General features: G+C 67.3%; 13 protein-coding genes and 1 tRNA gene. 7 read left to right on the top strand and 7 right to left on the bottom strand.

Features of this window, described 5'->3' with window-relative positions:
- Nucleotides 1-273: 273 nt before the first annotated feature.
- From OG205_RS32330 to OG205_RS32315, 4 genes are all read left to right on the top strand, one after another.
- Complete coding sequence (locus OG205_RS32330; RefSeq protein ID WP_330271727.1) at nucleotides 274-6,975, top strand: LamG domain-containing protein; 6,702 nt, start codon at nucleotides 274-276, stop codon at nucleotides 6,973-6,975.
- Nucleotides 6,976-6,996: 21 nt separating this feature from the next.
- Nucleotides 6,997-13,080, top strand: coding sequence for an RHS repeat-associated core domain-containing protein (locus OG205_RS32325; protein WP_330271726.1), 6,084 nt, complete (start codon nucleotides 6,997-6,999; stop codon nucleotides 13,078-13,080).
- A 29-nt stretch (nucleotides 13,081-13,109) separates the two neighbouring features.
- A complete protein-coding gene (locus OG205_RS32320) occupies nucleotides 13,110-13,412 on the top strand; it encodes a hypothetical protein (RefSeq protein WP_330271725.1) in 303 nt (100 codons plus the stop codon).
- A 179-nt stretch (nucleotides 13,413-13,591) separates the two neighbouring features.
- Entirely contained in the window at nucleotides 13,592-13,888 is a 297-nt protein-coding gene (locus OG205_RS32315; RefSeq protein WP_330271724.1) for a hypothetical protein, read from the top strand.
- Between the two features lie 130 nt (nucleotides 13,889-14,018).
- Here OG205_RS32315 and OG205_RS32310 read toward each other — a convergent pair whose 3' ends face one another.
- Genes OG205_RS32310 through OG205_RS32295 form a run of 4 tightly spaced genes read right to left on the bottom strand, consistent with a single transcriptional unit; the run spans nucleotide 14,019 to nucleotide 18,216 of the window.
- On the bottom strand, nucleotides 14,019-14,375 hold the full coding sequence (locus OG205_RS32310; RefSeq protein ID WP_330271723.1) for a septal ring lytic transglycosylase RlpA family protein: 357 nt from the start codon (nucleotides 14,373-14,375) through the stop codon (nucleotides 14,019-14,021).
- A 45-nt stretch (nucleotides 14,376-14,420) separates the two neighbouring features.
- Complete coding sequence (locus OG205_RS32305) at nucleotides 14,421-14,813, bottom strand: contact-dependent growth inhibition system immunity protein (protein ID WP_330271722.1); 393 nt, start codon at nucleotides 14,811-14,813, stop codon at nucleotides 14,421-14,423.
- 28 nt (nucleotides 14,814-14,841) lie between these two features.
- On the bottom strand, nucleotides 14,842-15,471 hold the full coding sequence (locus tag OG205_RS32300; RefSeq protein ID WP_330271721.1) for a hypothetical protein: 630 nt from the start codon (nucleotides 15,469-15,471) through the stop codon (nucleotides 14,842-14,844).
- A gap of 39 nt (nucleotides 15,472-15,510) precedes the next feature.
- Entirely contained in the window at nucleotides 15,511-18,216 is a 2,706-nt protein-coding gene (locus OG205_RS32295) for a BTAD domain-containing putative transcriptional regulator (protein ID WP_442916843.1), read from the bottom strand.
- Nucleotides 18,217-18,357: 141 nt separating this feature from the next.
- On the opposite strand from OG205_RS32295, the gene OG205_RS32290 reads away from it, so the two are divergent.
- Nucleotides 18,358-19,404 (top strand): cytochrome P450, encoded by a 1,047-nt coding sequence (locus tag OG205_RS32290; RefSeq protein WP_330271719.1) that lies wholly within the window; start codon nucleotides 18,358-18,360, stop codon nucleotides 19,402-19,404.
- Here the strand turns inward: OG205_RS32290 and OG205_RS32285 are convergent.
- Nucleotides 19,379-19,807: an OsmC family protein gene (locus OG205_RS32285; protein ID WP_030480288.1), complete on the bottom strand. Its 429-nt coding sequence runs from the start codon at nucleotides 19,805-19,807 to the stop codon at nucleotides 19,379-19,381. The two genes, OG205_RS32290 and OG205_RS32285, sit on opposite strands and share 26 nt — an antisense overlap.
- A gap of 125 nt (nucleotides 19,808-19,932) precedes the next feature.
- Between OG205_RS32285 and OG205_RS32280 the strand changes: the two genes are divergently transcribed.
- Nucleotides 19,933-20,733, top strand: coding sequence for a S66 peptidase family protein (locus OG205_RS32280; RefSeq protein WP_330271718.1), 801 nt, complete (start codon nucleotides 19,933-19,935; stop codon nucleotides 20,731-20,733).
- A 45-nt stretch (nucleotides 20,734-20,778) separates the two neighbouring features.
- Here the strand turns inward: OG205_RS32280 and OG205_RS32275 are convergent.
- Both OG205_RS32275 and OG205_RS32270 read right to left on the bottom strand, forming a co-directional pair.
- Nucleotides 20,779-20,851, bottom strand: a tRNA-Gly gene (locus OG205_RS32275).
- 32 nt (nucleotides 20,852-20,883) lie between these two features.
- Nucleotides 20,884-21,282 carry a DUF7674 family protein gene (locus tag OG205_RS32270; protein WP_093596160.1) on the bottom strand — a complete coding sequence of 133 codons (399 nt, stop codon included), beginning with the start codon at nucleotides 21,280-21,282 and terminating at the stop codon, nucleotides 20,884-20,886.
- Between the two features lie 159 nt (nucleotides 21,283-21,441).
- Here OG205_RS32270 and OG205_RS32265 point away from each other — a divergent pair, with 159 nt between their 5' ends.
- Nucleotides 21,442-22,758, top strand: a complete 1,317-nt coding sequence (locus tag OG205_RS32265) for a sigma-70 family RNA polymerase sigma factor (RefSeq protein ID WP_330271717.1) — start codon at nucleotides 21,442-21,444, stop codon at nucleotides 22,756-22,758.
- Nucleotides 22,759-22,784 lie beyond the last annotated feature (26 nt).

The raw sequence follows: 22,784 nt of genomic DNA, 5'->3' as shown, positions 1-22,784 counted from the left end.
TTGTTCTATAAACGGGTGTCTTGCCGGGGTCAAATGACCATTCTGCGTGCGAAATGTCCGAACTCACAGTCTGCTCACGCGTGATGGTCGTCACCCATTCGGACTATAGGTATCAGACCGTCTATTTGTGAGTATTCGGCCGTTGATGTTTAGTCCGCGTGTTGTCGGGGGACATGCGCGTGACCACGGGGGACCCACTTGTTCGACCGCCGAGGGGCGGCGGGGCAGTCACGCCTGCGCGCGCCCAAAAAACTTGTCGGGGCACTTCTGGCCGTGACGATCGTGGCCACCGCTGTCGTCGTCACCGCCAGCGCGCCGAAGGCTCCACCGCTAGCAGTTCCCGTCACCGAGGCGCCGGACACCGGCAGTGCGCTGATGGCCGCCCGCGCGCAGGGCACCGAGGTCGAGGCCCTCAACCTGCGCACCTCGACGCGTGAGGTGTTCGCGCAGCCGGACGGGCGGCTCAAGGCACTTCTCTCGGCGGCCCCGCAACGGGTGCAGACCGACGGCAAGTGGACGTCGATCAACACGGACCTCGCGCCCGAAGGCGGCGCAATCGCACCCAAGGCCACCGGGGCCGGTCTCGTCTTCTCCGACGGCGGTGCGAACGAGCCGCTCGTGCGGCTGAGCAAGGAAGGCAGGTCGTTCGAGCTGACCTGGCAGGGAAACCTGCCGGCGCCGGCGCTCGACGGCCCGGTCGCGACCTACTCCGAGGTCCTCCCCGGCATCGACCTGCGGATGATCGCGCGCAACGACGGCTACCAGCAGCTCCTCGTCGTGAAGAACCGCGAGGCGGCGAAGGAGGTCGCGCGCGTCCGGTTCGGCGTCAAGACCGACGGACTCACGCTCAAGCCCGGTGAGAACGGCGCGTTCACCATGGTCGACGCGGCCGGCGCGACGGTGTTCGAGGTGCCCACGTCGCTGATGTGGGACTCGAAGAAGCAGGAGAACCCGGAGGCGCCGCGCACCGACCAGCAGGTCGTCGGGGTGGAACTCGCCGCCGACTCCCTCACTCTGGTGCCGCACCAGGGCATGCTCACCGATCCCGCGACGGTCTACCCGGTGTACGTCGACCCCGGACCGCACACCGGCACGAACGACGGCTGGACGACGGTCTACGACGACGGCACCAACGCGATGCGCGACGGCACGCACTGGAACGGCTTCAACACCCAGGCCGAGGACACGAACGCCTGGTGGATCGGGATCAACCCCACCGCCAGGTCCGGCAAGGCCTACGGGTGGAACCTGAAGACCAGGACGTACTTCCAGTACAACACCAGCTTCCTCGCCGGCAAGGACATCTCCTCGGCGAGGCTCGACGTCGCGGTCGTGCACTCACCCACGTGCAACGTGACGCACAACCACCGCCTGTACCAGTCCCAGTGGGACGTCGGCTCCGGGACGAACTGGAACAACCAGCCGGCGGACTGGGGCGTGATCAGCGAGATCGGGATCCCGGCCGTGTACAACGGCTGCTCCGGGCACAAGTACCTCTCCTTCACGGCCGGCAACTTCCCCGACCAGATCGACAAGGGCGGCAACTCGACGTTCTCGATCCGCGCCGCGGATGAGAACAACCAGGACTTCTGGCGGAAGTTCAACCCCGGCGAGTCGAAGCTGGTCATCTACTACAACGGCACCCCGAACACGCCGACCGAGCCGTCGACCGACCTGAACCTCCAGGCGTGCGCCAACTGCGACGGCATGCCGTGGGTCGGCGACTCGACGATCCAGCTGCGCGCGCGACTGTCCGATCCGGACGGTGACCAGGTCAACGGCGTCTGGGACGTGTACGACGACGTCGTTCCCGGCGATCCGGCGAAGCAGAACAAGCGCGTGTTGTCGTCCGGTCCGCACGGCTCGGGTTCGCTTGCGGCCAAGGACGTCTCGCTCGTGAACGTCGACGACGACCGCCTGATCACGTGGTTCGTGGCGGCGTCCGACGGCGCGAAGCAGGGCGGCTACGTGATCGGGCCGAAGCAGTTCCGGGTCGACCGCACGGCGCCGGTGAACATGCCGGACGTCACGAGCCTCGCCTACCCCGCGGACAACCGGTGGCACGGCGGCACGACCGTGGCGGGCAAGTTCACCTTCACCGCCAAGGACGCCGACGTCGACCGGTTCGAGTACACCTGGGACGACGGCGAGTGGACCCCGTCCAAGTCCGTGAACGCGGACCGGCTGGGCGGTACGGCCACCGTCACGCTGACGCCGCCCGGTGACGGGCCGCGCGACCTGTTCGTGCGCGTCAAGGACAAGGCGGGCAACCCCGGCCCGAAGCAGATCCACCACATCTACGTCCGCGCGGGCAGCGGCGCGATCGCCCAGTACACGATGGACGGCAACGTCAACGACAGCGCGTACCTGGGCGACCGGCACGGCACCGCGCACGGCACCACGAGCTACAGCGCGGGAGCCTCGGGTTCGGCTCTGACGCTCGACGGAATGGGCGGCCACGCCACGGCGCCGAACTCGGTGCGCACCGACTCGAGCTTCAGCGTGTCGGCGTGGGTGCGGCTCGACGGCGGTCTCGACCAGTGGTGGCGCTCCGCGGTGAGCCAGGACGGCAACGTGGTCTGCGGCTTCTGCCTTCAGTACCAGGCCGACCACCGGCGCTGGGTCTTCGTGATGCCACAACAGGACTCCGCGAGCCCGACCACGTGGGCGGGCGTGAGGTCGCTGGAGGAACCGACTCTCGGCGCCTGGACACACCTCACCGGCACGTTCGACGCGGCGACCAAGCAGGTCCGCATGTACGTCAACGGAGTGCTGCAGGGCACCTCGCAGGCCAGTTCGCCCTGGAACGCCGCGGGTGACCTGCGCATCGGCCAGGCCAAGGCGCAGAGCGCCTTCGTCAACAACTGGCTCGGCGCGATCGACGACGTGCGCACGTACGACCGCGCGCTCACCGACACCGAGGTGCGCGGTGAGGTCCGTCGCGACAACGTCCAGGCAGGCCACTGGCGCTTCGAGGAGGACCGTGCCACAGTCGCGCGCAACTCCGTGTCCAACGGCGAGTCAGCGACGCTGTCCGGTGGTGTCTCGTTCTTCGAGCAGCGTCCGCAACCGTTGAACCACGCACTGCGCTTCGACGGCTCGGGTCAGGCTCGCACCACGGGTCCGGTCGTGCGCACGGACAAGAGTTTCAGCGTCTCGGCCTACGTGACGCTCACGGACACGAACGTCCCGATGACGGTGCTGTCGCAGGACGGTCCGGACTCCAGCGGGTTCGTGTTGCAGCAGAAGGACGGCCGCTGGCAGTTCGGCATGACCGAGGGCAACGGCAACACCGCGTGGAACGTGCTCGCACAGACCGGCCCCGGCACCGCCGTCAAGGACACGCCGACGCACCTGACCGCGGTCTTCGACTCCGGCACCAAGAAGGCGACCCTGTACGTGAACGGTGGGCAGCCCGTGGTGAGCCAGGCGGCGGCCAAGCCGTTCTGGGACTCGGCCGGGGCGTTCGTCATGGGCAACGACCAGCAGGGCGCCGCTCTGCAGGGTGACCTCGACGACGTCCGGGTCTACAGCAGGGTCTTGGCGGCGGACGAGATCGGCGACATCGTCAAGCTCGACGCGGACCCGGTCCGCCAGTGGCGGCTCGACGGCGACGGCGCCGACACGTCCGGCTACGGCGGGAACGCGACCCTTGGCGACCCGGTCAGCTGGGTCGGCGGGCAGAGCGACAACTCCGATCCAAAGGACCTCGCCGTCCGCCTGACCGGTGTCCCCGGATCGTCGTTGCGGGCAGGGCACGCGGTGGACACGTCGCGCAGCTTCTCCGTCAGCGCGTGGGCGCGCCTGGACAAGGTCGTCACCGACCGCTACCCGGCCGTGCTCTCCCAGGACGGCAACGCGGTCAGCGCGTTCCAGTTGCAGGCGACGGCCGACGGGCACTGGGCGTTCGCGATGTTCAGCAAGGACCAGACGGGCGGCGGCACCATCTGGCCGCGCGCGATCGGCTCGGTCGCGCAGCTTGGCGCGTGGACTCACCTGGTCGGCACCTACGACGCGACCAGCGACCGGATGACGTTGTACGTCAACGGCGTCGAGTCCGCCTCTGCCACGAACCCGGACGCCTGGGACCGGCCGGACGGCCAGTTCCGCATCGGCCGTGCCCAGTGGAACGGCGCCGACGTCGACCTCTTCCCAGGCGCGATCGACGACGTCGAGGTCCACAACCGCGCGCTGTTCGCCGACGAAATCCGCGACAAGGCGGGCCGTGACCTCAACCTCGTGCACAAGTGGCAGTTCGACGAGGGCACCGGCACGAACGCCGCCGACTCGGTGGGTGGCAAGGCAGGCACTCTGACCAACGCCACCTACGCACCTGGTCGCCTCGGCAACGCGGCGTCGTTCAACGGCACCAACGCCGAGGTCTCCACCGACGCCGTGGTCCGCACCGACCAGAACTTCACGGTGTCGGCGTGGGTCAAGCTCCCCGCCAACTGCAGCTCGACCTGCAAGCGGATCGCTGTGAGTCAGGACGGTGAGCACAACAGCAAGTTCCGCCTCGGCTTCTTCAAGGACCGCGACCACATGGGCAACTGGGTCTTCGAGATGACCGAGGACGACACCGACGCCACCAAGGTCACCGTGGCCGCCGTGTCGGCGGAGGTCGACGACTTCAACGGCTGGGTGCACCTCGTCGGCGTGTACGACCGCGCCGCGAAGCAGGTGTTGCTCTACGTCGAAGGCAACCGGGTCGGCGACGGCGTGGTCAACTCCACGTGGCAGGCGAACGGCGGTCTCCAGATCGGCCGCGCCAAGCTTCGCAGCGCACCGGCCGAGCGCTGGACGGGCTCGATCGACGACGTCCGCTTCTACACCGGCGCCCTCGACAACAAGGGCGTGTTCGACCTCTACGGGTCCTACCCGTCGCAGGACCAGCCGGTCGCCACGCTGCCGGTCGCGGACGCCGGTCACTGGAAGTTCCGCGAGGCCACCGGTCTCACGGGCGCCGACAGCAGTGGCCGCGGCAACACGGTCACCCTCAGCCCCGGCAGCGGCTGGATCTCCGGTCCGGCGAACGGCGGCGTGTGGCTCAACGGGTCGAGCCAGGCAGGTGAGACCGCCGGTCCGATCATCGACACCTCGGGCAGCTACAGCGTGTCGGCTTGGGCGTACGCGGAGAACGGCATTACCGGGAACAGGTCGATCGTGGCGCAGGAAGGCACGCACGACAGCGCGTTCGTCCTGTCCTACAACGGTGATTCCGGCAGGTGGGCGGTCGTCGCACCGAAGGAGGACGTGAACGGCGGCTCGGCGACCGTGCTCGTCTCGTCCGAGCCGGCGCAGCTCACCCGCTGGACACACCTCACGGTGGTCTACGACGCTCCGCCGAACGAGGCTCCGTCGGACGCCCCCACGTCGAAGCAGCTCCGGCTTTACGTCAACGGTGTGCTGTCGGCCGTGCAGGTCGGCGTGACCGGGTGGAATGCCACCGGTCCGTTCACGATCGGCCGCAGCAAGTGGGACGGCGTGAAGGGCAGTTGGTGGTACCGGGGCGTTGAGGACGTCCGTGCCTATGGCCGCGCGCTCACCTCCGGTGAGGTCGCCAAGGTCTACGGTGACCACTCGCCGTCCGAGTTCGGGTTGTACGACTTCAACGGCAGCAACGCGAACGACAGTTCGTGGCGCGCGAACAACCTGGCGCCGTCGAGCGGAACGTCTTACGTGCCAGGCGTTTTCGGTTCGGCGCTCAAGTTCGACGGGACGGCCTCGGCCCCGGCGACGGCGATCGGTGCCAACACCCGTGACAGCTTCTCCGTGCAGGCGTGGGCCCGCCTCGACGACGACAAGCGGACCTACACGGTGCTCAGTCAGGACGGCAACCGCGTGAGCGGTTACGCCCTGCAGTACCGAGCGGAGTCGAAGAGGTGGTCGTTCGGTTCGCACGTGCAGGACTCCGACGCGGCGCCGATGGTGAAGGCGCTCTCGGCCGAGCAGGCCGTGCCAGGCCGGTGGACGCACCTGGCGGGTGTCTACGACCACGCGGCGGGACAGCTGCGCCTGTACGTCGACGGGAAACTCGCCGGCACCGAGAAGTTCCAGATGTGGAACGCCGAGGGGAGGTTCGCGCTCGGCCGTGCCAAGGCACAGGGCGCCGACGCCGACCGCTTCGCCGGCCTGATCGACGAGGTCCGCGTGCAGCAGGGCGTCGCCCCTGAGGTGCGGATCCTCGCCAACGCGTCGCGGCCACTGCCGGCGGCGGGCCAACTGGGCCGTTTCGTCAACGAGAAGGGCGAGCACTACACCGGTCCCACGGACGTGCCCGCGCTGCCCGGCTACCGCTTCGAGACGCCGCGCGGCATGACGGTGCCGCCGACGGATCCGAACACCGTCCGTCTCTACTCCTGCAAGCAGGGCGAGGACCACTTCACCGCGATCCAGGCGGACTGCGAGGGAGCGACGCTGCTGAGCGAGATCGGGGCCGTTTACTCGGTCAAGCCGACCAACATCCCGGTCATCGGGCTCTACCGGTGCTCCAACGGCGTCCAGAGGTTCGACTCGACCTCGGAGACCTGCGAGGGGTCGATCTTCCAGAAGCAGCTCGGCTGGGTCCGGGCGTACACGGTCCTGAGCCGTCACTTCAACAACCAGTGGCCGACCGACCACTGGAGCTCGCCGCACAGCACCTCGCCGGGTTACTACCGCGAAGGACCGCTCGGCACGGTGCTGCTGATCGACATCCCGGGCCAGACGGCCTCGCTGAACATCTGCCAGGACGGCTCGGACGTGTACACGTCACTCGACGCGAACTGCGACGGCAAGACCCGGATCTCCGGTGGCGGCCGCGTCTACAGCTCACCGCCGGAGGGCCTGCCGTCCAAGCCCCTGGACCGCTGCAAGCAGACAGGGGTCCCCAACCTCAACCGCTTCGACTCGGTGACGGGCTGCGGCACCAACGAGTTGCAGCAACGCCTGGGCTACGTCCTCGTGTCCGCACCGGCCGTCGCTCCGACTTTCTGACCCTGGGGGAGAAGCACCATCATGAAACTCAAGCGTGCCCTCATCAGAGGGCTGACGGTCTGCCTCGCGCTCACGGCGGTCACCGCGACCGTCCAGCAGCAGGCGATCGCCGCTCCCGGCCCGTCGGTGAACGCGTCGGACGTGAAGTCCGTCGCGACCACAAACGGTTCCCTGTCCTCCCGCGGTCCGGACGAGGCGACCACCCGCGCGCTGAAGGGAGACCAGCCGTCGGCGGGAAACCAGCAGGGTGGTGGCTCCTTTGCCGCGACGCCGTTCTCGGCCTCGGCTTCGTGGGAGGTGTCGAAGCAGAGCGGAGACTTCAGCTGGGCCTATCCCTTGCGAGTTCCGCCGGCGCCCGGTGGATTCGTCCCTTCGCTGGGGCTGTCGTACCGATCGTCCGCAGTGGACGGTCTGACATCGGTCACGAACAACCAGCCCTCGTGGGTCGGTGAGGGCTGGGATCTCACGGCAGGGTTCATCGAACGTGCCTACGGTGCGTGCGCCCAAGACGACTCCGGCAGCACGACGCCACCGAAAACCGGTGACCTCTGCTGGCGCAGTGATAACGCCACCGCCTCGTACGGTGGCCGTGGCGGCATGCTGATCAAGGACGATGCCACCGGGACCTGGCACGGCAAGTCCGACGACCGATCGCGGGTCGAGCGGCTGACGGCGGCCGGCAACGGTGACAACGACGGCGAGTCGTGGAGGATCACCACGGTCGACGGCACCCAGTACCTCTTCGGCTCACGGCCCGAGGCCAAGTCGACGTGGACCGTTCCCGTCTTCGGCGACGACAACGGCGAGCCGTGCCATCAGACGACCTTCGACGCCTCGTCGTGTGATCAGGCATGGCGGTGGATGCTCGACAAGGTCATCGATCCTCGTGGCAACGTGATCCTGTACTCGTACGAGACCGAGACGAACAACTACGGCAAGAACCTCAAAGAAGCAGCCGCCACCTACGTACGTGCGGGCACGTTGCAGCGCATCGAATACGGTCTGCACACCACCGTGCCTGGGCAGGCGACCGGCAGGGTCGAGTTCGCCCTGACCGACAGGTGCGTCAAGGAGTCCACCTGCACCTTCGACAAGAAGGAGAACTGGCCGGACGCGCCGATCTCCGCGCGCTGCGACACAGGGACGTGCAAGGACAACTACTCGCCCACGTTCTGGTCGACCAAGAAGCTGTCCACGATCACCACGCAGGTCCTGCGCGGTACCGGCTACACCGACGTGGACCGCTGGACGTTGCGGCACGAGTTCCCGAAGGGTGACGACGTCTACCAGGCCGCGTTGTGGCTCACGGGCATCACCCACACCGGACTGGTCGGCGGACAAGCCGCTCTTCCCGAGGTCACGTTCGAGGGCACGGCGATGCCGAACCGCGTCGACGCTCCGACGGGCATCGGTCCGTTGAACCGCTACCGCATCACCGGTGTCGTCTCCGAGGCCGGTGGTGTCACCACGATCAAGTACGCGGCTCCGGACTGCGTGCCAGGCGCCACGATGCCCGCGAACGCGGGGTCGAACACCCTGCGCTGTTACCCCGTGAAGTGGGCTCCCGACCTCGGCGCCGAACGCGACGACTACTTCCACAAGTACGTGGTCGAGTCGATCACGACCTCGGACCGGTACGCCGGCGGTGCCGAGCAGATCGTGAAGTACGAGTACCTGGACGGCGCCGCATGGCGTTACGACAGGTCGGAGTTCACGAAGGACGACAAGAAGTCCTGGAACGAGTTCCGCGGTTACGGGCGGGTTCGCATCCGCACCGGCCATGAGAACGATGCCGGTGGTCCTGTGACCATGACCGAGGAACGCTTCTACCGCGGCATGCACGGCGACAAGCTGCCGGACAACGGTGTGCGTTCGGCGAAGGTCGCGGACTCGGAGGGTGGCGAGTGGGAGGACTCGGACTGGCTGCACGGCTTCAGCTTCGAGAGCCAGACCCACAGCGGGACGAGTGAGGACGTCGTTACCAAGACGATCTCAACCCCGTCCTGGTCCGGGCCTACCGCGACGCGCGGCGACTTCAAGTCTTACTGGACGGGCACGGCATCCACGTCCTCCTACACGAAGCTCCGTGCGGGTGGCTGGCGCGTCACGAAGTCGGAGAGCGAGTACGACGATCACGGCCAGGTCATCGTGGCCAACGATCTGGGAGACGTCAGCACTGCGGCGGACGATCGTTGCACGAGGACGGCGTACGCGCAGAACTCGGCGAAGTGGATGTGGTCCTATCCGTCCCAGGCCGAGACCGTGGCGGTCAGCTGTGGAACCGCGGCGGTCTTCCCCGCCCACGCGTTGGGCGGAAGCAGGACCACCTACGACGATTCCGCGAACGTGACCAAGGTCGAGGTGATCGACCAAAGACCTGCGCCGAGTCCGGTATGGGCAGTGACTTCGACGACGACCTACGACTCGTACGGTCGGCCTCTCACGGTCACGGACGCGTTGAACAACACTTCGCGGACGGAGTACATCCCGGCGACCGGCGGACCCGCAACCGGCACCGTTGTCACGGATCCCTTGGGACATGTCAACACCAGCACGGTCGAGCCTGCTTGGGGTCTGGCATCGAAGATCGTCGATCCCAACGAGAACACGACAGAGGCGGCGTTCGACCCGCTGGGTCGCACCATTCACCTGTGGAAGCCGAACCGCCCGCGTGAGGACTTCTCCGACCGGCCGAGCATGTCGCTGGTCTACGACGTCCAGCGGGATGCGCCGAGCTCGATCACCTCGACGACGCTGGCGCCGAACGGCAACTACCTCAAGTCCACAGTCGTCTACGACGGGCTGTACAGGCCACGCCAGAACCAGTACCCGACCTACGGCGGCCGGCTGATCGTCGACACCAGGTACGACTCGCAGGGCCGTGTCGTCCGTGCCACCCAGGAGTTCTTCAACGCCAACCCGGTCGACAAGAACCTCCTGGCCTTCAGCGAGACCGACGTGCCCGGTCTCACCCGCACCGAGTACGACGAAGCGGGCAGGGCCAAGCACACGATCTTCCAGGCCGGTGGTCAGGAGAAGTGGCGCTCGACGACCGCCTACGGCGGTGACCGCGTCGACACCACACCGCCTTCCGGCGGCACGCCGACGACGGTGGTCAGCAACGCTCGTGGCGAGATGACCGAGCTGCACCAGTACAAGGGTGCCGCCGCGTCCGGTGACCACGACACCACCCGATACAGCTACACCTCGTCCGGCAAGCTCACATCAGTCGTCAACCAGGCGGGCAACACGTGGAGATGGAGCTACGACCTGCGCGGTCGCCTGACGAAAACGGAGGACGTCGACAAGGGCACGTCGACCTACACCTATGACGCGCTCAACCGCGTCGCGTCTGTTACGGATGCACGCAACTCCACGCTGACGTCCACCTATGACGCGTTGGGCCGGAGAACGTCAGTCAAGTCCGGTGCCACGGTCCTGCAGGAGTTCGTGTACGACACTGCTCAGTACGGCAAGGGCTTGCTTGCGACATCGACCCAGTACTCCGGCGGTCAGGCCTACATCAATCGCATCAAGGCGTACTCGTCGCTCGACAAGCCGATCTCCGTCGAGATGCAGATCCCGGACAGTGAAGGACCCCTCAAGGGCCTGTACAAGGCCAGCTTCACCTACAAGCCTGACGGCAGCCGGGCAGCCATTGGGTACGGCTCCATCAACGCGGCGGCTATGCCGTCGGAAACCGTGCTGACCGAGTACGACGACTTCGGCAGACCGCTCAAGACGTCGGCGGGGTTGAGCGGTTCGGGAACGGACACGCTGGTCAACAGCACCTCCTACACCCGCCTTGGCGAGCTGTACCGGCTTGAACTCGGCACTACCGGCAAGCGCACGTGGTTGTCGAACTACTACGACGACAACACGCGCCGGCTGAACCGCTACATCGTCGACGCCGAAGTCGCGTCCCCGATGCAGGCGGACGTCAACTACGCCTACGACGCCGTCGGCAACATCAACTCGATCACGGACGCCCCGCAGGGCAAACCAGTCGACCGCCAGTGCTTCAAGTACGACTACCTCCGGCGGCTCACCGAAGCTTGGACTCCCGGCGGTGACTGCTCAGGCGCGCCTTCGACGGCGTCGTTGTCGGGGCCAGCGCCTTACTGGCACTCCTTCGGCTACGACCAGACCGGCAACCGGCTCAGCGAGACGCGGCATGCCACGTCCGGTGACACGACGCGGACCTACGGCTACCCGGCCACCGGTTCGCCACGGCCGCACGCGGTGAACTCGGTGACGACAGCAGGGCCTGGGGTGAATCAGGTCGACGAGTTCACCTACAACGCCATCGGCGCCACGGCGACACGAAAGGTGAAGGGCAGCAACCAAACGCTCGACTGGGACGCGGAAGGTCGCGTGACCAAGGTGACGGAAGGTGTCAAGGTCACCGAGTTCGTCTACGGCGCCGATGGTTCGAGGCTGATCCGCCGCGACCCGAACGGCACCACGCTCTACCTGGAAGACCAGGAGGTGCGACTGGTCAAGGGCGCCACCACTCCGATCGTGACCCGTTACTACGCGCACGGCGGCACGACCGTCGCCATGCGCGAGGGCAAGACCAAACTGACCTGGCTCGCCTCGGACATCCAGGGCACGAACCAGATCGCGGTCAACCGGTCGACGATGGAGGTGCAGCAACGTCGTCAGCTGCCGTTCGGTGAACCTCGCGGAACCGCAACGGACTTCCCGGGCGAACGTGGCTTCGTCGGAGGTACCGATGACGATTCCACCGGCCTGGTGCACATCGGGGCACGGCAGTACGACGCGGCACTGGGCAAGTTCACGTCGGTCGACCCGATCATGGACCACACCGACCCGCAGCAGTGGAACGCCTACGCGTATGCCAACAACAGCCCGATCACGTTCAGCGATCCGACCGGTCTGGCGTACTGCGACTACAACGTCTGTGCCGGCGATCCTGGCCACAACCCCAACGGGCCACGCAACAACGTGAGCGGCCAGTGTGTCTACAACTGCCACCTCAGTCACAACAACTACACGAGCGCCGGTGATGCTCCAGGAGGCGTGGCGCTGCAGTCCGTGAAGGACTACGGCAACGGATTTGTCGCCGGCTACGCGGAAGGCGCGGCTTACCTCAACGGCGTCAAGCTGCCGTGGACGCCCGCGGAGGCCGACATCCACATTCCGCGTGCCATGAAGGCGCTGGGTGGCGGAATCTATGGCGAGATCGGCAGCGAAGACAACGTCGAGAACACCTTCAACGCGCTAATCGCCTACTGCAACAGAAGCTGCTCCGTCGAGGACTACAACGAGCTCAGCATTCCGTGGTTGTTGTTCCTCGGTGAGACCGGGGCTCTCTCCGGCAACGGACGAGGTGGTAACGCCCCTCTGGCGAAGTCCGTGCAGAAATTCGTGAAGCAGGTGTGCGGCCGCAACAGCTTCACCGGGGACACCCTGGTGCTGATGGCGGACGGCTCGACGAAGCGCATCGACGAGATCAAGCTCGGCGATCACGTCCTGGCGACAGATCCGGAAACGAAGGAGTCGGGTTCGCGGGAAGTGACCGCGACGATCATCGGTGAGGGCGTCAAGTCCCTAATCGAGCTCGAGGTCGGCGGCGTGGGCAAGATCATTGCCACGGACGGTCACCCGTTCTGGCTGCCCAACTTGAAGAGCTGGACGGAGGCAAAGGACCTTCACGTCGGTTCTGTTCTGCGGACCTCTGCAGGCGCCGAGGTGCAGGTGACCGCGACAAGGAACTGGGTCGCGGTAGAGCGCGTGTACAACCTCACCATCGATGGCATTCACACCTACTATGTGATGGCTGCGGACACGCCTGTGCTCGTGCACAACACAGGAGTGTGCTGGCGAACCGAGTTCGACTCCCTTGCTCCCGGGAACCAGAAGCACGTGCGGACGGTGAGCAACACGAGTGACTTGCGGGCGATCTTCGACCGGTGGACGAAGGGAGCCGATCCTCTCGCCCCACGGGGTCCGAAGATCCCGGAAGTCTACAAGCTCAAAGACGGAACGGTCGTTCAGTGGCGCCTGGGTTCCAAATCAGGTGGCGAAACAATTGACATCCACCCATCGGGTGGAAAACCTCAGAAAGTTCACATCGAATGACCAATGCTGTTGAACCGATAGCAGTAGAGATGCTGATCGACGGTCTGATGGACTGGGTGTCTGTCGACATGGCGATTGGCTGTGCGCGCGAGGCGGCCGCGGAGAACGGTGGCGACTTCAAATCTATTGCGATCGCAGTGATCGAGCATCTGCTGCTCGGAGGCTTGATGGTCCCCGGTGATCTCGGCGAAAGCGGTTTTGAGGCGTGGCCTGGAAGCCCGTCCGAATTGGTCGACAAAGTGATCAGGCAATGCGAGTCGTTCAACTGGGATCCGCAGGGTGCGGCTTGCTGGCTCTCGAACACGGAAACAGGAGACAGACTGGTGTCTTGACGACCATCTGCTGGCCGATCAAGGTCACCTGCCCGGCCGTGCACCGCGGCCGGGCAGGTGTGAGGTCGTTGATGAGGTTTCGGTTTCTCGTCGAGACGGGCTGCACGACACGAGCCGGTTCGACGCGGTCTACGAGCGCCGCAGAACCGTCTGATCAGCAGAAGATCAGTCCGCACTGCTTGGTGGTCGTCGTCGTGGTCGGCGGCCGGGTGGTCGTGGTGGTGACGGGCGGCGGCGCCTTGGTGGTCGTTGTCGTCACCGCCGCGGTGGTGGTCGTGGTTGTCGTCGTAGTCGTTGTCTTGGAAGAAGAAGACGGTGCTGTCGACGAGCTGGACGCCACTGTCTGTGACGGGGTCTCGGACTCCGTCGGGATCAGCGAAGGCGTGTTGATGAGCGAGACGCGGGCCGGTTTGTCGCTTCCGGGCCCTGTCGGATCGCCCGACGCGAGCGATCCGACAAGCGGTGCGAGCACGTAAAACGCGGCGACGACCGCCCCCAGGAGAGCCCCGGTCGCGAGCCGTCCCGGCCCACTCATCGCCGCCAACACCCCGATTGCCTATCCCGTTCACTCGATTGGGTCAAGCGAACCGGTTGTTTTCGGTTCAATCAAACCTTGGTGACCGTCACGCCGACTACGCCCTGTGACAGAGTTGCGATCGTCTTGAAGGCCTTCGGGGTCAGGTCGACGCATCGGCCGGTGATGAACGGGCCGCGGTCGTTGATCCGCACGGTCACCGTCTTGCCGTTCGATCGGTTCTTCACCTTCACCCGCGTGCCGAACGGAAGCGTCTTGTGCGCGGCCGTCAGCTTGTTGGGGTCGAAGCGTTCGCCGCTGGCCGTCGTGCCGCCCCCGGAGTAGTAGGAAGCCTTGCAGGTCTCGGCAGAGGCCACGGGGGAGAAGAGCACAGCGGTGGTGGCGAGAGAGGCCAGCGTGAGGCCGGCGGCCGCGAGAGTCTTTGTCATGTCACAAGGAACTCAGGTCCCGGCAAAGACTCGCCTAACGCGCGCCTAACCGGGAAACTGCTCGGCCGCGGACACCAGGAGGTGCCAGTCGCCGTCCGGCAGCGTGCGAAGTCGATCAAGAATTCCGGACATCCTGGCCAGTAACTCAGGGTGATCAGTCCAGAAGGAGTGATCTACTCTCAGTAGAGCTGCGAGCAGGTCGCCGGGGTACAGGGCGACCGAGCGCAGCGGGTCGCGCTCGACTTGTTCCAGCGCCAGCAGCGCGGTCACATCGAGCCCCACCTGATGCGTCACGAGCAGGTGCAACGACGTCGGCGTCAGCTGTCCCACCGGCAGGTCGCGCAACGCGCACAGGTCGCGGTAGAGCTGGGTCGACGACGAGTCGGGTCTGCGCCAGTCGTCTTCGCTCAGGTGCGCGAGCGTGTTGTCCCGGTCCACGCACCCATGGTCCACGCAAAAGGACGCCCTAGCGGGCTGACTGAGGCAACGGTTCGGCATTGGGCGACTGCCAGCCCACGCGGACGAGCACCTCGCCCTCGTGCAGCAACACCTGCGACGCCAGGCCCCACACCGTCGACGCCAGCAGCACGCCGCTCACGGCCTCGCCCACGCTCAGCCAGTCGCGCCCGAGCATCCGCAGCAGGACGCCGTTGCGCCGCGCGACCAGTTCGATGTCGCAGTTCTCGGCGCGGGCCGCGTGCAGCAGCCACGTCAGTGCCGAGTCCGGCACCTCGTCGGCCGTGTAAGGCCGCGGATCGGCCCTGCGCAACGAGATCGCCGCCGCCGGGGCCACCTCGCACGAGAACGGATCGAGCTCCCAGCGCGGGTGCACCGACGCGATCTGGCCATCCGGCTGGGGAGTCCGCAGCACATGGCAGTCCCAGCCCATTGCCGACAACGCGACCCGTACGTGGTGCAGCACGGCACCACACGCGAGCAACGCCGTCTGGTCCGTGCGTGTCGTCACGAGCTCAAGGCACTCGTTGCCGTTTCGCCATCGCCACGGCGGAACGATGCCGAACGACGGTGCCCTGGCGGCGAGTTTCAGCACTTCCTCGACGGTTCCCGCGTCTGGCGTGCGCACGCTGGTCCTCATCCGGCCAGCCTGCCCACGCCGGGTTGCACGGAACCTGCGTCACGACTGCGCGGCCGCAACCACCGAGGTCACGGTCATCGCCGCACCGCGCGTGAAGTGCTCTTCGTACGCCTCCGGTCCCAACGCCTGCCGGCACAACGCCACGCATTGGTCGTGCGAAGCGGCGAAGTTCGCGGATCCGAACAGCGGCAACCCGACCGACTGCCACACCCGGTCCGCGCCGCCCAGCAGCAGCGCGGCGTGCGACGCGGACCCGGTGACCACCGAGATCAACGCCAGCAGCTCCACGGACACCGCGATGCCCAGCAGGTCGTTGAACTTCTCCTTGATGCGCAACGCGGTAATGGCCAGCTCACGGGCCCCGGCGACGTCACCGCGTCCCATCGAGACGAAAGCCAGGACGTACAACGCGAACGCGCGCGCCCACAGCTCACCGTTCTCCTCACACACGTCTCGTGCCTTGGCGCAGATCTCCGCCGCACGGTCGAGTTCACCGCCGAACGCCACGGTGATCGCCAACGCCACGCGCGCCATGACCACGTTGCTGTCCATGTGCCCGAGTTCGGCGTGCCGGCGGTCGGCCTCGGCCAGCAAAGTTGCGCCCAGCGGCAGGTCGTCGTCGAACACGGCCGCCGCGCCCTGCACATAGGTCGCGTAGACGTCGGCGTCCTCGTCGTCCAGCAACGCGGCCTCGGTGCGGCACTGCTCCAGCAACGCCGGCACCGCGGAGGTGTTGCCCTGCAACGTCGCCAGGTAGCCGGTGACCCACAACGCCTTGCACCGTGCCCGCGACGGCTGGGTCTCGAGCGACAAAGCCCAGTTCAGCCAGTGCCGTCCCTCGGCGAACCGCCCGCAGCCGACCCAGTAGAACCACAGCGTCGCCGCCAGCCGCAGCCCCGAGTCGGCCTCTCCCGGTGTCGTCAGGGAGTGCTCCAGCGCCGCTCGCAGGTTGCCGCGTTCCGCCGTCATCGCTCCGACGGTCGCGGCCTGCCGTGGTGTGAACCAGGCCCGTTCTCCTTGCAGGGCAATGCCTGCGTACCAGTCACGATGGCGCGTCTTCAGTCGCGGCTCTTCATCGCCCGCACGCAACCGCGTCTGCCCGAACTGGCGCATGGTCTCCAGCAACCGATAGCGCGCCACGCCCGCGTGTTCTTCGCGCTGCAGAACGGACTTGTCGACCAGTCCGTCGACCGCGTCGAACATGAAGTCCGCGGTCAGCGACTCGTCCGAGCAGATCGCCTCGGCCGCGGCCAGGTCGAAGCTGCCGGCGAAGACCGACGCCCGCGCCCACAGCAGCTGTTCGCGCGGTGAGCAGAGGTCGAAGCTCCACTCCATCGTCGCGAGCAGGGTCTGGTGCTGCGGCAACGCGGTGCGTCCACCGTCGGTCAGCACCCGGAACCTGTCGTCCAGCCGCTCCAGCAACTGCGCCGGAGTCAGCGCGCGCACCCGCAACGCCGCCATCTCGATCGCCAGCGGGATGCCGTCGAGACGTTTGCACAGGTCCGTGACGGCCTGCTCGTTCGCGCGCGTTATGACGAACGAGCCGGGGATCGCCGCATCGGCGCGTTGGGCGAACAACGTCGCCGCCGGATAGGGCACGGACAACGGCGCCACGGACATCACCTGCTCGCCATAGACCCGTAGCGCGCGGCGGGACGTGGCGATGACACGGAGATTCGGAGCCACTCGCAGCAGCGTGTCCACCAGGACCGCGCAGTGGTCCACGACGTGCTCGCAGTTGTCCAGCACCAGCAACGCGTCCTTGCGGGCCAGGAACTCCGTGAGCACGCTCAGCTGCCCGCGTCCCGTCTGGTCGACCACGCCCAGCGCCTCGGCGACGGTGTGGGGGACCAGGGCTCGGTCGCGCAACGCCGCCAGCTCCACCAGCCACACGCCGTCCGGTGGCTGCTCGGCGCGCGCCACGTGCACCGCGAGCCGCGTCTTGCCCACCCCGCCGACGCCGATCAGCGTGACCAGCCGGTGCTTCCTGATCAGGTCGGCGACGTGCTCGGTCTCCGGGCGGTCCACGAAGCTCGACCGGTCGGCCGGCAGGTTGCCACGCACCGGGACCGGCGTGCGTTCGGGCAGGTCGAGGCGCGGATCGGCGGTCAGCACCGCCTGCTCGAGGTCGCGCAGCCGCGGGCCGGGCTCGATCCCGAGCTCGTCGACCAGGGCACCGCGCGCCCGTTGGAACGCGGCCAGCGACTCGGCCTGCCGCCCGCACCGGTACAGCGCGATCATCAGCTGTTCCCACAGCCGTTCGCGGAACGGGTGCTGCTCCACCAGCGAGTTCACCAGCGGCGCCACCGCGGCGTGCTCGCCGAGCGACAGCGACGCCTCCATCAGGTCCTCGGTCGCGTCCATCCGCAGGTCGGTGAGCCGCGCGGACTCCTGCCGGGTCCACTCGCCCGGCCGGCAGTCCGCGAGCGGATCGCCGCTCCACAACGCCAGGGCTTCGCGCAGCATCTTCGCGGACTGCAGCGGTTCGTCGGCGTGCCGTGCTGCTGTGACGAGCGCCTCGAACCGTGCGGCATCAACGGTGTCCGCAGGTGCGTTCAGCACGTAGCCCGGCTCGCGGGTGGTGATCAACTCACCGAGCCCGGCGTCGCGAATCTGGCCGCGCAGACGGGCGAGCAGGCTGTGCAGGGTCTTCGTGGCGGTCGCCGGTGCCTCGTCCGACCAGAGCGCGTCCACGAGCGCACTCCTCGGCACCGTCTCTCCCGGATTCAGCGCCAGCCGTGCCACCAGGGTTCTCTGTCCCGCACTGCTGAGCTGGACTGCTCCGTTCGGACCGGTGAGTTCGAGCGGTCCGAGCAGCCGGATTATCACGTTTTTCGTCCTGTCGTCAGCCCCCGACAAAGGCTGGAACCGCGCAAAGATATCGCAATGGAATTCGACCCGAGAATCAACGCCCAGCGCGTCACCGCATACGCCGACCTGCGCGCCGTGCTGGCTGATCCGGTGACGTTCTCCTCCCGGAACATGACAGGTCCGCAGGTCGCGGCCGTGGCGGCGATGATGCCACCGGAGCAGCGGCGATTGCTAGAACTCATGTCCTCGCTCAACGCGGCCGACGGCACCAGGCACGCCCGAATTCGTGCGGCGGCGAATCAGAAATTCACTCCAACGGCCGTGCGCCAAATGGCTGACACAATTAGGGAGCGCGCAAGGACTCTGCTCGACGAACTGCCGGCGGAAGCCGATTTCGTCAGTCAGTTCGCCGCGCCGTTCGCGTTGGGCGTCGTCGGAGACGTGCTCGGTGTGCCGGAAGCGGACTTCCCGCTGTTCCGCGAGTTCGTGGCACCGGTGCTGGAACTGACCAGCGGCGAGGAGGTCAGCGAGCGCGTGCTCGGGTCGTACTTCGCAGGGATGAACGAGTTCTGCGCCTACTTCGCCCGCTCGAGCGCGTTCAGGGGCGGGCAGTTGTCCGAGCAGGAACGGCTGTCGCTGTGCCTCGCGGTCGTCGTGGCCGGAACCGACTCGACCACGAACATGCTGGCCAGCACGTTGCTGAGACTCGACGCCAAGGAACGACGGCTGGGCGGCGTGGTCGAGGAGGTCGTGCGCCTGGACACGCCGTTCATCGGTTTCTTCCGGACGGCGACGTGCCCGGTGACGATGGGCGGGGTGAAGATCGCCGAGGGCGACCACCTGTTCCTCGACTACGCGGCGGGCAACCGCGACCCGAAGGTGTTCACCGAGGACTTCGACCCGGGAAGGCCGTCAGTGCCGGGCCATCTCGGCTTCGGGCACGGACCGCACTACTGCCTCGGCGCCCAGCTCGCGAAGCTGGAGGGCCGGATCGTCGCCGAAGAGCTGCTCGACCGCTCGTCCGAGGTGGCCGAGCAGCCCGGCGACGTGCGCTACCGCAGGCACCTGATCAGTCACGGGCCCGCGGCGCTGCGATTCAGACCAGGGCAGCGTCGAGGGTGATGTTCTCGACGGCCGCGAGCGCCTTGGAGACCGGGCAGTTCGCCTTGGCGCCCTCGGCGGCCGTGACGAAGTCCTCCTGGGACAGGCCGGGCACGTTGGCGCGGACGGTCAGGTGGATGCCGGTGATGCCGACGCCCGCCTGGAAGCTCACCTCGGCCTTGGTGTCGATCGAGGTGGGCGGCGTGCCGGCGCCGGTCAGGCCGTGCGACAGCGCCATCGAGTAGCACGCGGAGTGCGCGGCGGCGATGAGCTCCTCGGGGCTGGTCTTGCCGCCCGCCTCCTCGGCGCGCGCCTTCCAGTCGATGTCGAAGCTGCCGCTGTTGGAGGTGGCGAGGCTGACGTTTCCCTTGCCCTCGACGAGGGAGCCTTCCCAGTGAGCGTTTGCCGTCTGCTTGATGGCCATGATCTCCAGGTCCTTTGTCGAACGGGCTCGATCAGGTTGATGCGAGCGGACTCCACCACCCTTTCACGGGCGGGCTCGGAGATCACCCCGAGAACCGCTCGACTCCGGCTGCGAGAGTCTGTCGTGTGAACGTCGTGCTGCCGCCGCGTGTCGTCGCCGGGGATCGGGTTCGTCTCGTGTCACCCGCGAGCTACCCGAGCGAGGAGGAGCTCGCGGAGTCCGTGCGGGCGCTGGAGAGCTGGGGGCTGGTCGTCGAGGTGGGCGAGCACGCGCTGGACCGGCACGGCTACCTGGCGGGCCGGGACTCCGATCGGCTGGCCGATCTCGACGACGCCTATCGCGATCCCGGAGTGCGGGCGGTCATCGCCACCCGAGGTGGCGCCGGCGCGTACCGCATCGCCGGGATCCACGGCTTCCTGGCCGGCGCTCGCTCGGCGGCCTCGACGCGGTCGTTGCTGATGGAGACCGAACCCGCCGTGCTGCGTCGCGACCAGGAGGCGCTCACAGCGGCCGTTCAGGTGGGCGGCGTGGCCACGGGCACCCTCGTCGGCGGGCATCTCGGCACCGTCGCCTGGTCGGTGGGCGCCGGTCTGCCCGATCTGGACGGCGCGATCCTGTTCATGGAGGCGCCACGGGCCGTCGGGCTGGGACACGTCGACCGGCAGCTGACGCAACTCGTTCGATCGGGCTCGCTGCGGGGACTGCGCGGGGTCGCGCTCGGCCGGTTCCCAGGATTCGAGGACTACGTCGACCGCGAATGGACCGTCCTCGACGTTCTGCGCGACCGGCTGGAGCCTCTGGGGGTGCCGGTGCTCGGCGGCATCGACGTCGGCCACGGCGACCACCCGTTGTCCATCGCGCTTGGACCAATGGCCGAGTTGGACGCCGACGCGGGCACGCTCACCGTCGGCCCCGCGGTCCGCTGAAACGAAAGAAGTCCGGCACCCAATGGGCACCGGACTTCTTTCGAGAGCGGATGACGAGACTCGAACTCGCGACCCTCACCTTGGCAAGGTGATGCGCTACCAACTGCGCTACATCCGCACTGCCTTACGGGAAAGAACTATACAACAGCCTCAGACAGCGTCTTGCGAGGGGGGTTCCAAACCGGCCAGCAGTTGATCTACCTCGTCCAACTGCTCCTTCGGCCAGCGCCACTCCCACAGCGCCCGCACCTTGGGCAGCACGTCGACCGGCAGCCACGCGGCGACCTCCTCGCGAAGGTCCCAGTCGTCGAACACGTGCTCGTAGAAGCTGATCAACGCCGCGTTCTCCAGGAACTGCTCCGGCTGGTGGAAGCACCAGTGGGCGAAGCCGTACGCGCGCCGGAGCACGTCGTCGGCCTGCTCGCGGTGCGCTTCCTGGGCCAGCTGGTACAGCTCGGAGAAGAAGACGTGGCAGGACCACTCCTCGGTCTCGGCGACAGCCCGAAGTTCCGGCACGAGGGCCGAGGCGCGTTCTCGCCAGTCCACCACGGGCGTGACGATAGTCGCTGGATCTTCTTCCGCCGACGGGCCGACGCCCACCTGTGACCGTCCTGTCACCGAATGCGTTGCGCTGATCAGCCCACGCCGAACGGATGGTCTTGTATATCGACCTGTTCTCATCGAGGAGCAGGTCTGGCCCCTTGTGGCATGTTGAAGCCTGTGATGGTCGACGAGAACGAGGTCGACCGGGACCTGCTCGCCAGAGTGCGCGAGGGAGATGACTCGGCCTACGGCGAACTGTTCTCCCGGCATGCGGACGCGATCCGCCGTTTCTCTCTCAGGCACGTCCGCGAGGCGGCTGAGGCGGACGACCTCACCGCTGAGGCGTTCTTCCGCATGCTGCAGGCGATTCGCCGCGGCAGCGGTCCCACGGACCATGTCCGCACTTACCTGCTGACCGTCGCACGCCGCGTCGCGTGGGAGTGGAGTGGTCGGCGCCGGGACGTGCCCGTCGAGGACGAGGAGCTGGGCCGGCGCGTCGAGCCGGTGAGCGACAACGCGAACAGCCGGGCCGAGCACAACCTCATCACCAGGGCTTTCTCCAGCCTGCCCGAACGCTGGCGGGTCGTGCTGTGGCGCGTCGAGGTGGAGGGCGAACGCCCCGCCACCGTGGCACCGCACTTCGGACTCTCGCCGAACGCCATGTCGGCGTTGGCCCGCCGTGCGCGCGAGGGGCTGCGTGCGGCGTACCTGCAGGCCCACCTCGCGGCTGACGACGGGCGTTCGTCGTGCGCGGCGATCCGGTCGAAGCTCGGCACCTACACCGCCGGCGGGGTCCAGGGCGTCGAGGAACGCCGGATCCGCGCCCACCTCGACACCTGTTCCGCCTGCACGCAGCTCTACACCGAACTGAACGAGGTCTGCGCGACGCTGCGCGCCAACTCGGCGTTGCTGATCGTGCCGACCACGCTCGGGCTCGCGTTCGCCGGGAAGGTCTTCCTCACGAAGGCGAAACTGGCCGTCGCGGCGGCGAGCGTGGCGACCATCGGCCTGTTCGGGACGATGGCCGCGGTGTTCAACGGCGGCCCCGGTGTCGCCGTGCTGCAGCCGGACCAGAACCCGGTCGTCGCGATGAACACCTCCGGCTCGACGAGCTCCGAGCACAGCCAGGGACTCGTGGTCGCCCAGCCGCCGCCCCAGGGACACCAGCAGAAGCCGCAGGAGAACGTGATCAACCCCGGCGGCGGGCAGCGGCAGGAGACCGTGCGCAGGACGACGTCCGTGCCGGTGCCGACCAGCGACCAGCGCCAGGACCCGCCGGTGGAACGGGCGGAGAAGATCGTGGAGTCGTCGGAGAAGTCGGAGGTCGTCACCTCGGTGCCGACCACGACGCGGGACATCACGTCGCTCGACACGCCGTCGTCGTCGTCCGAACCGAAGACGCCGCCTTCCGAGCCGTGCTCGACGCCGCAGACCACGGCCACGACGATCACGCTCTACCCGAAACCGGCACTCGAAAACTGACGGTGACGATCAAGCTCAGCCGAGTT

Origin of the sequence: Lentzea sp. NBC_00516 (assembly GCF_036346835.1) — a bacterium.
In the GTDB taxonomy this organism is placed as follows: domain Bacteria; phylum Actinomycetota; class Actinomycetes; order Mycobacteriales; family Pseudonocardiaceae; genus Lentzea; species Lentzea sokolovensis.
This window is presented reverse-complemented; position numbering and strand designations above follow the sequence as displayed.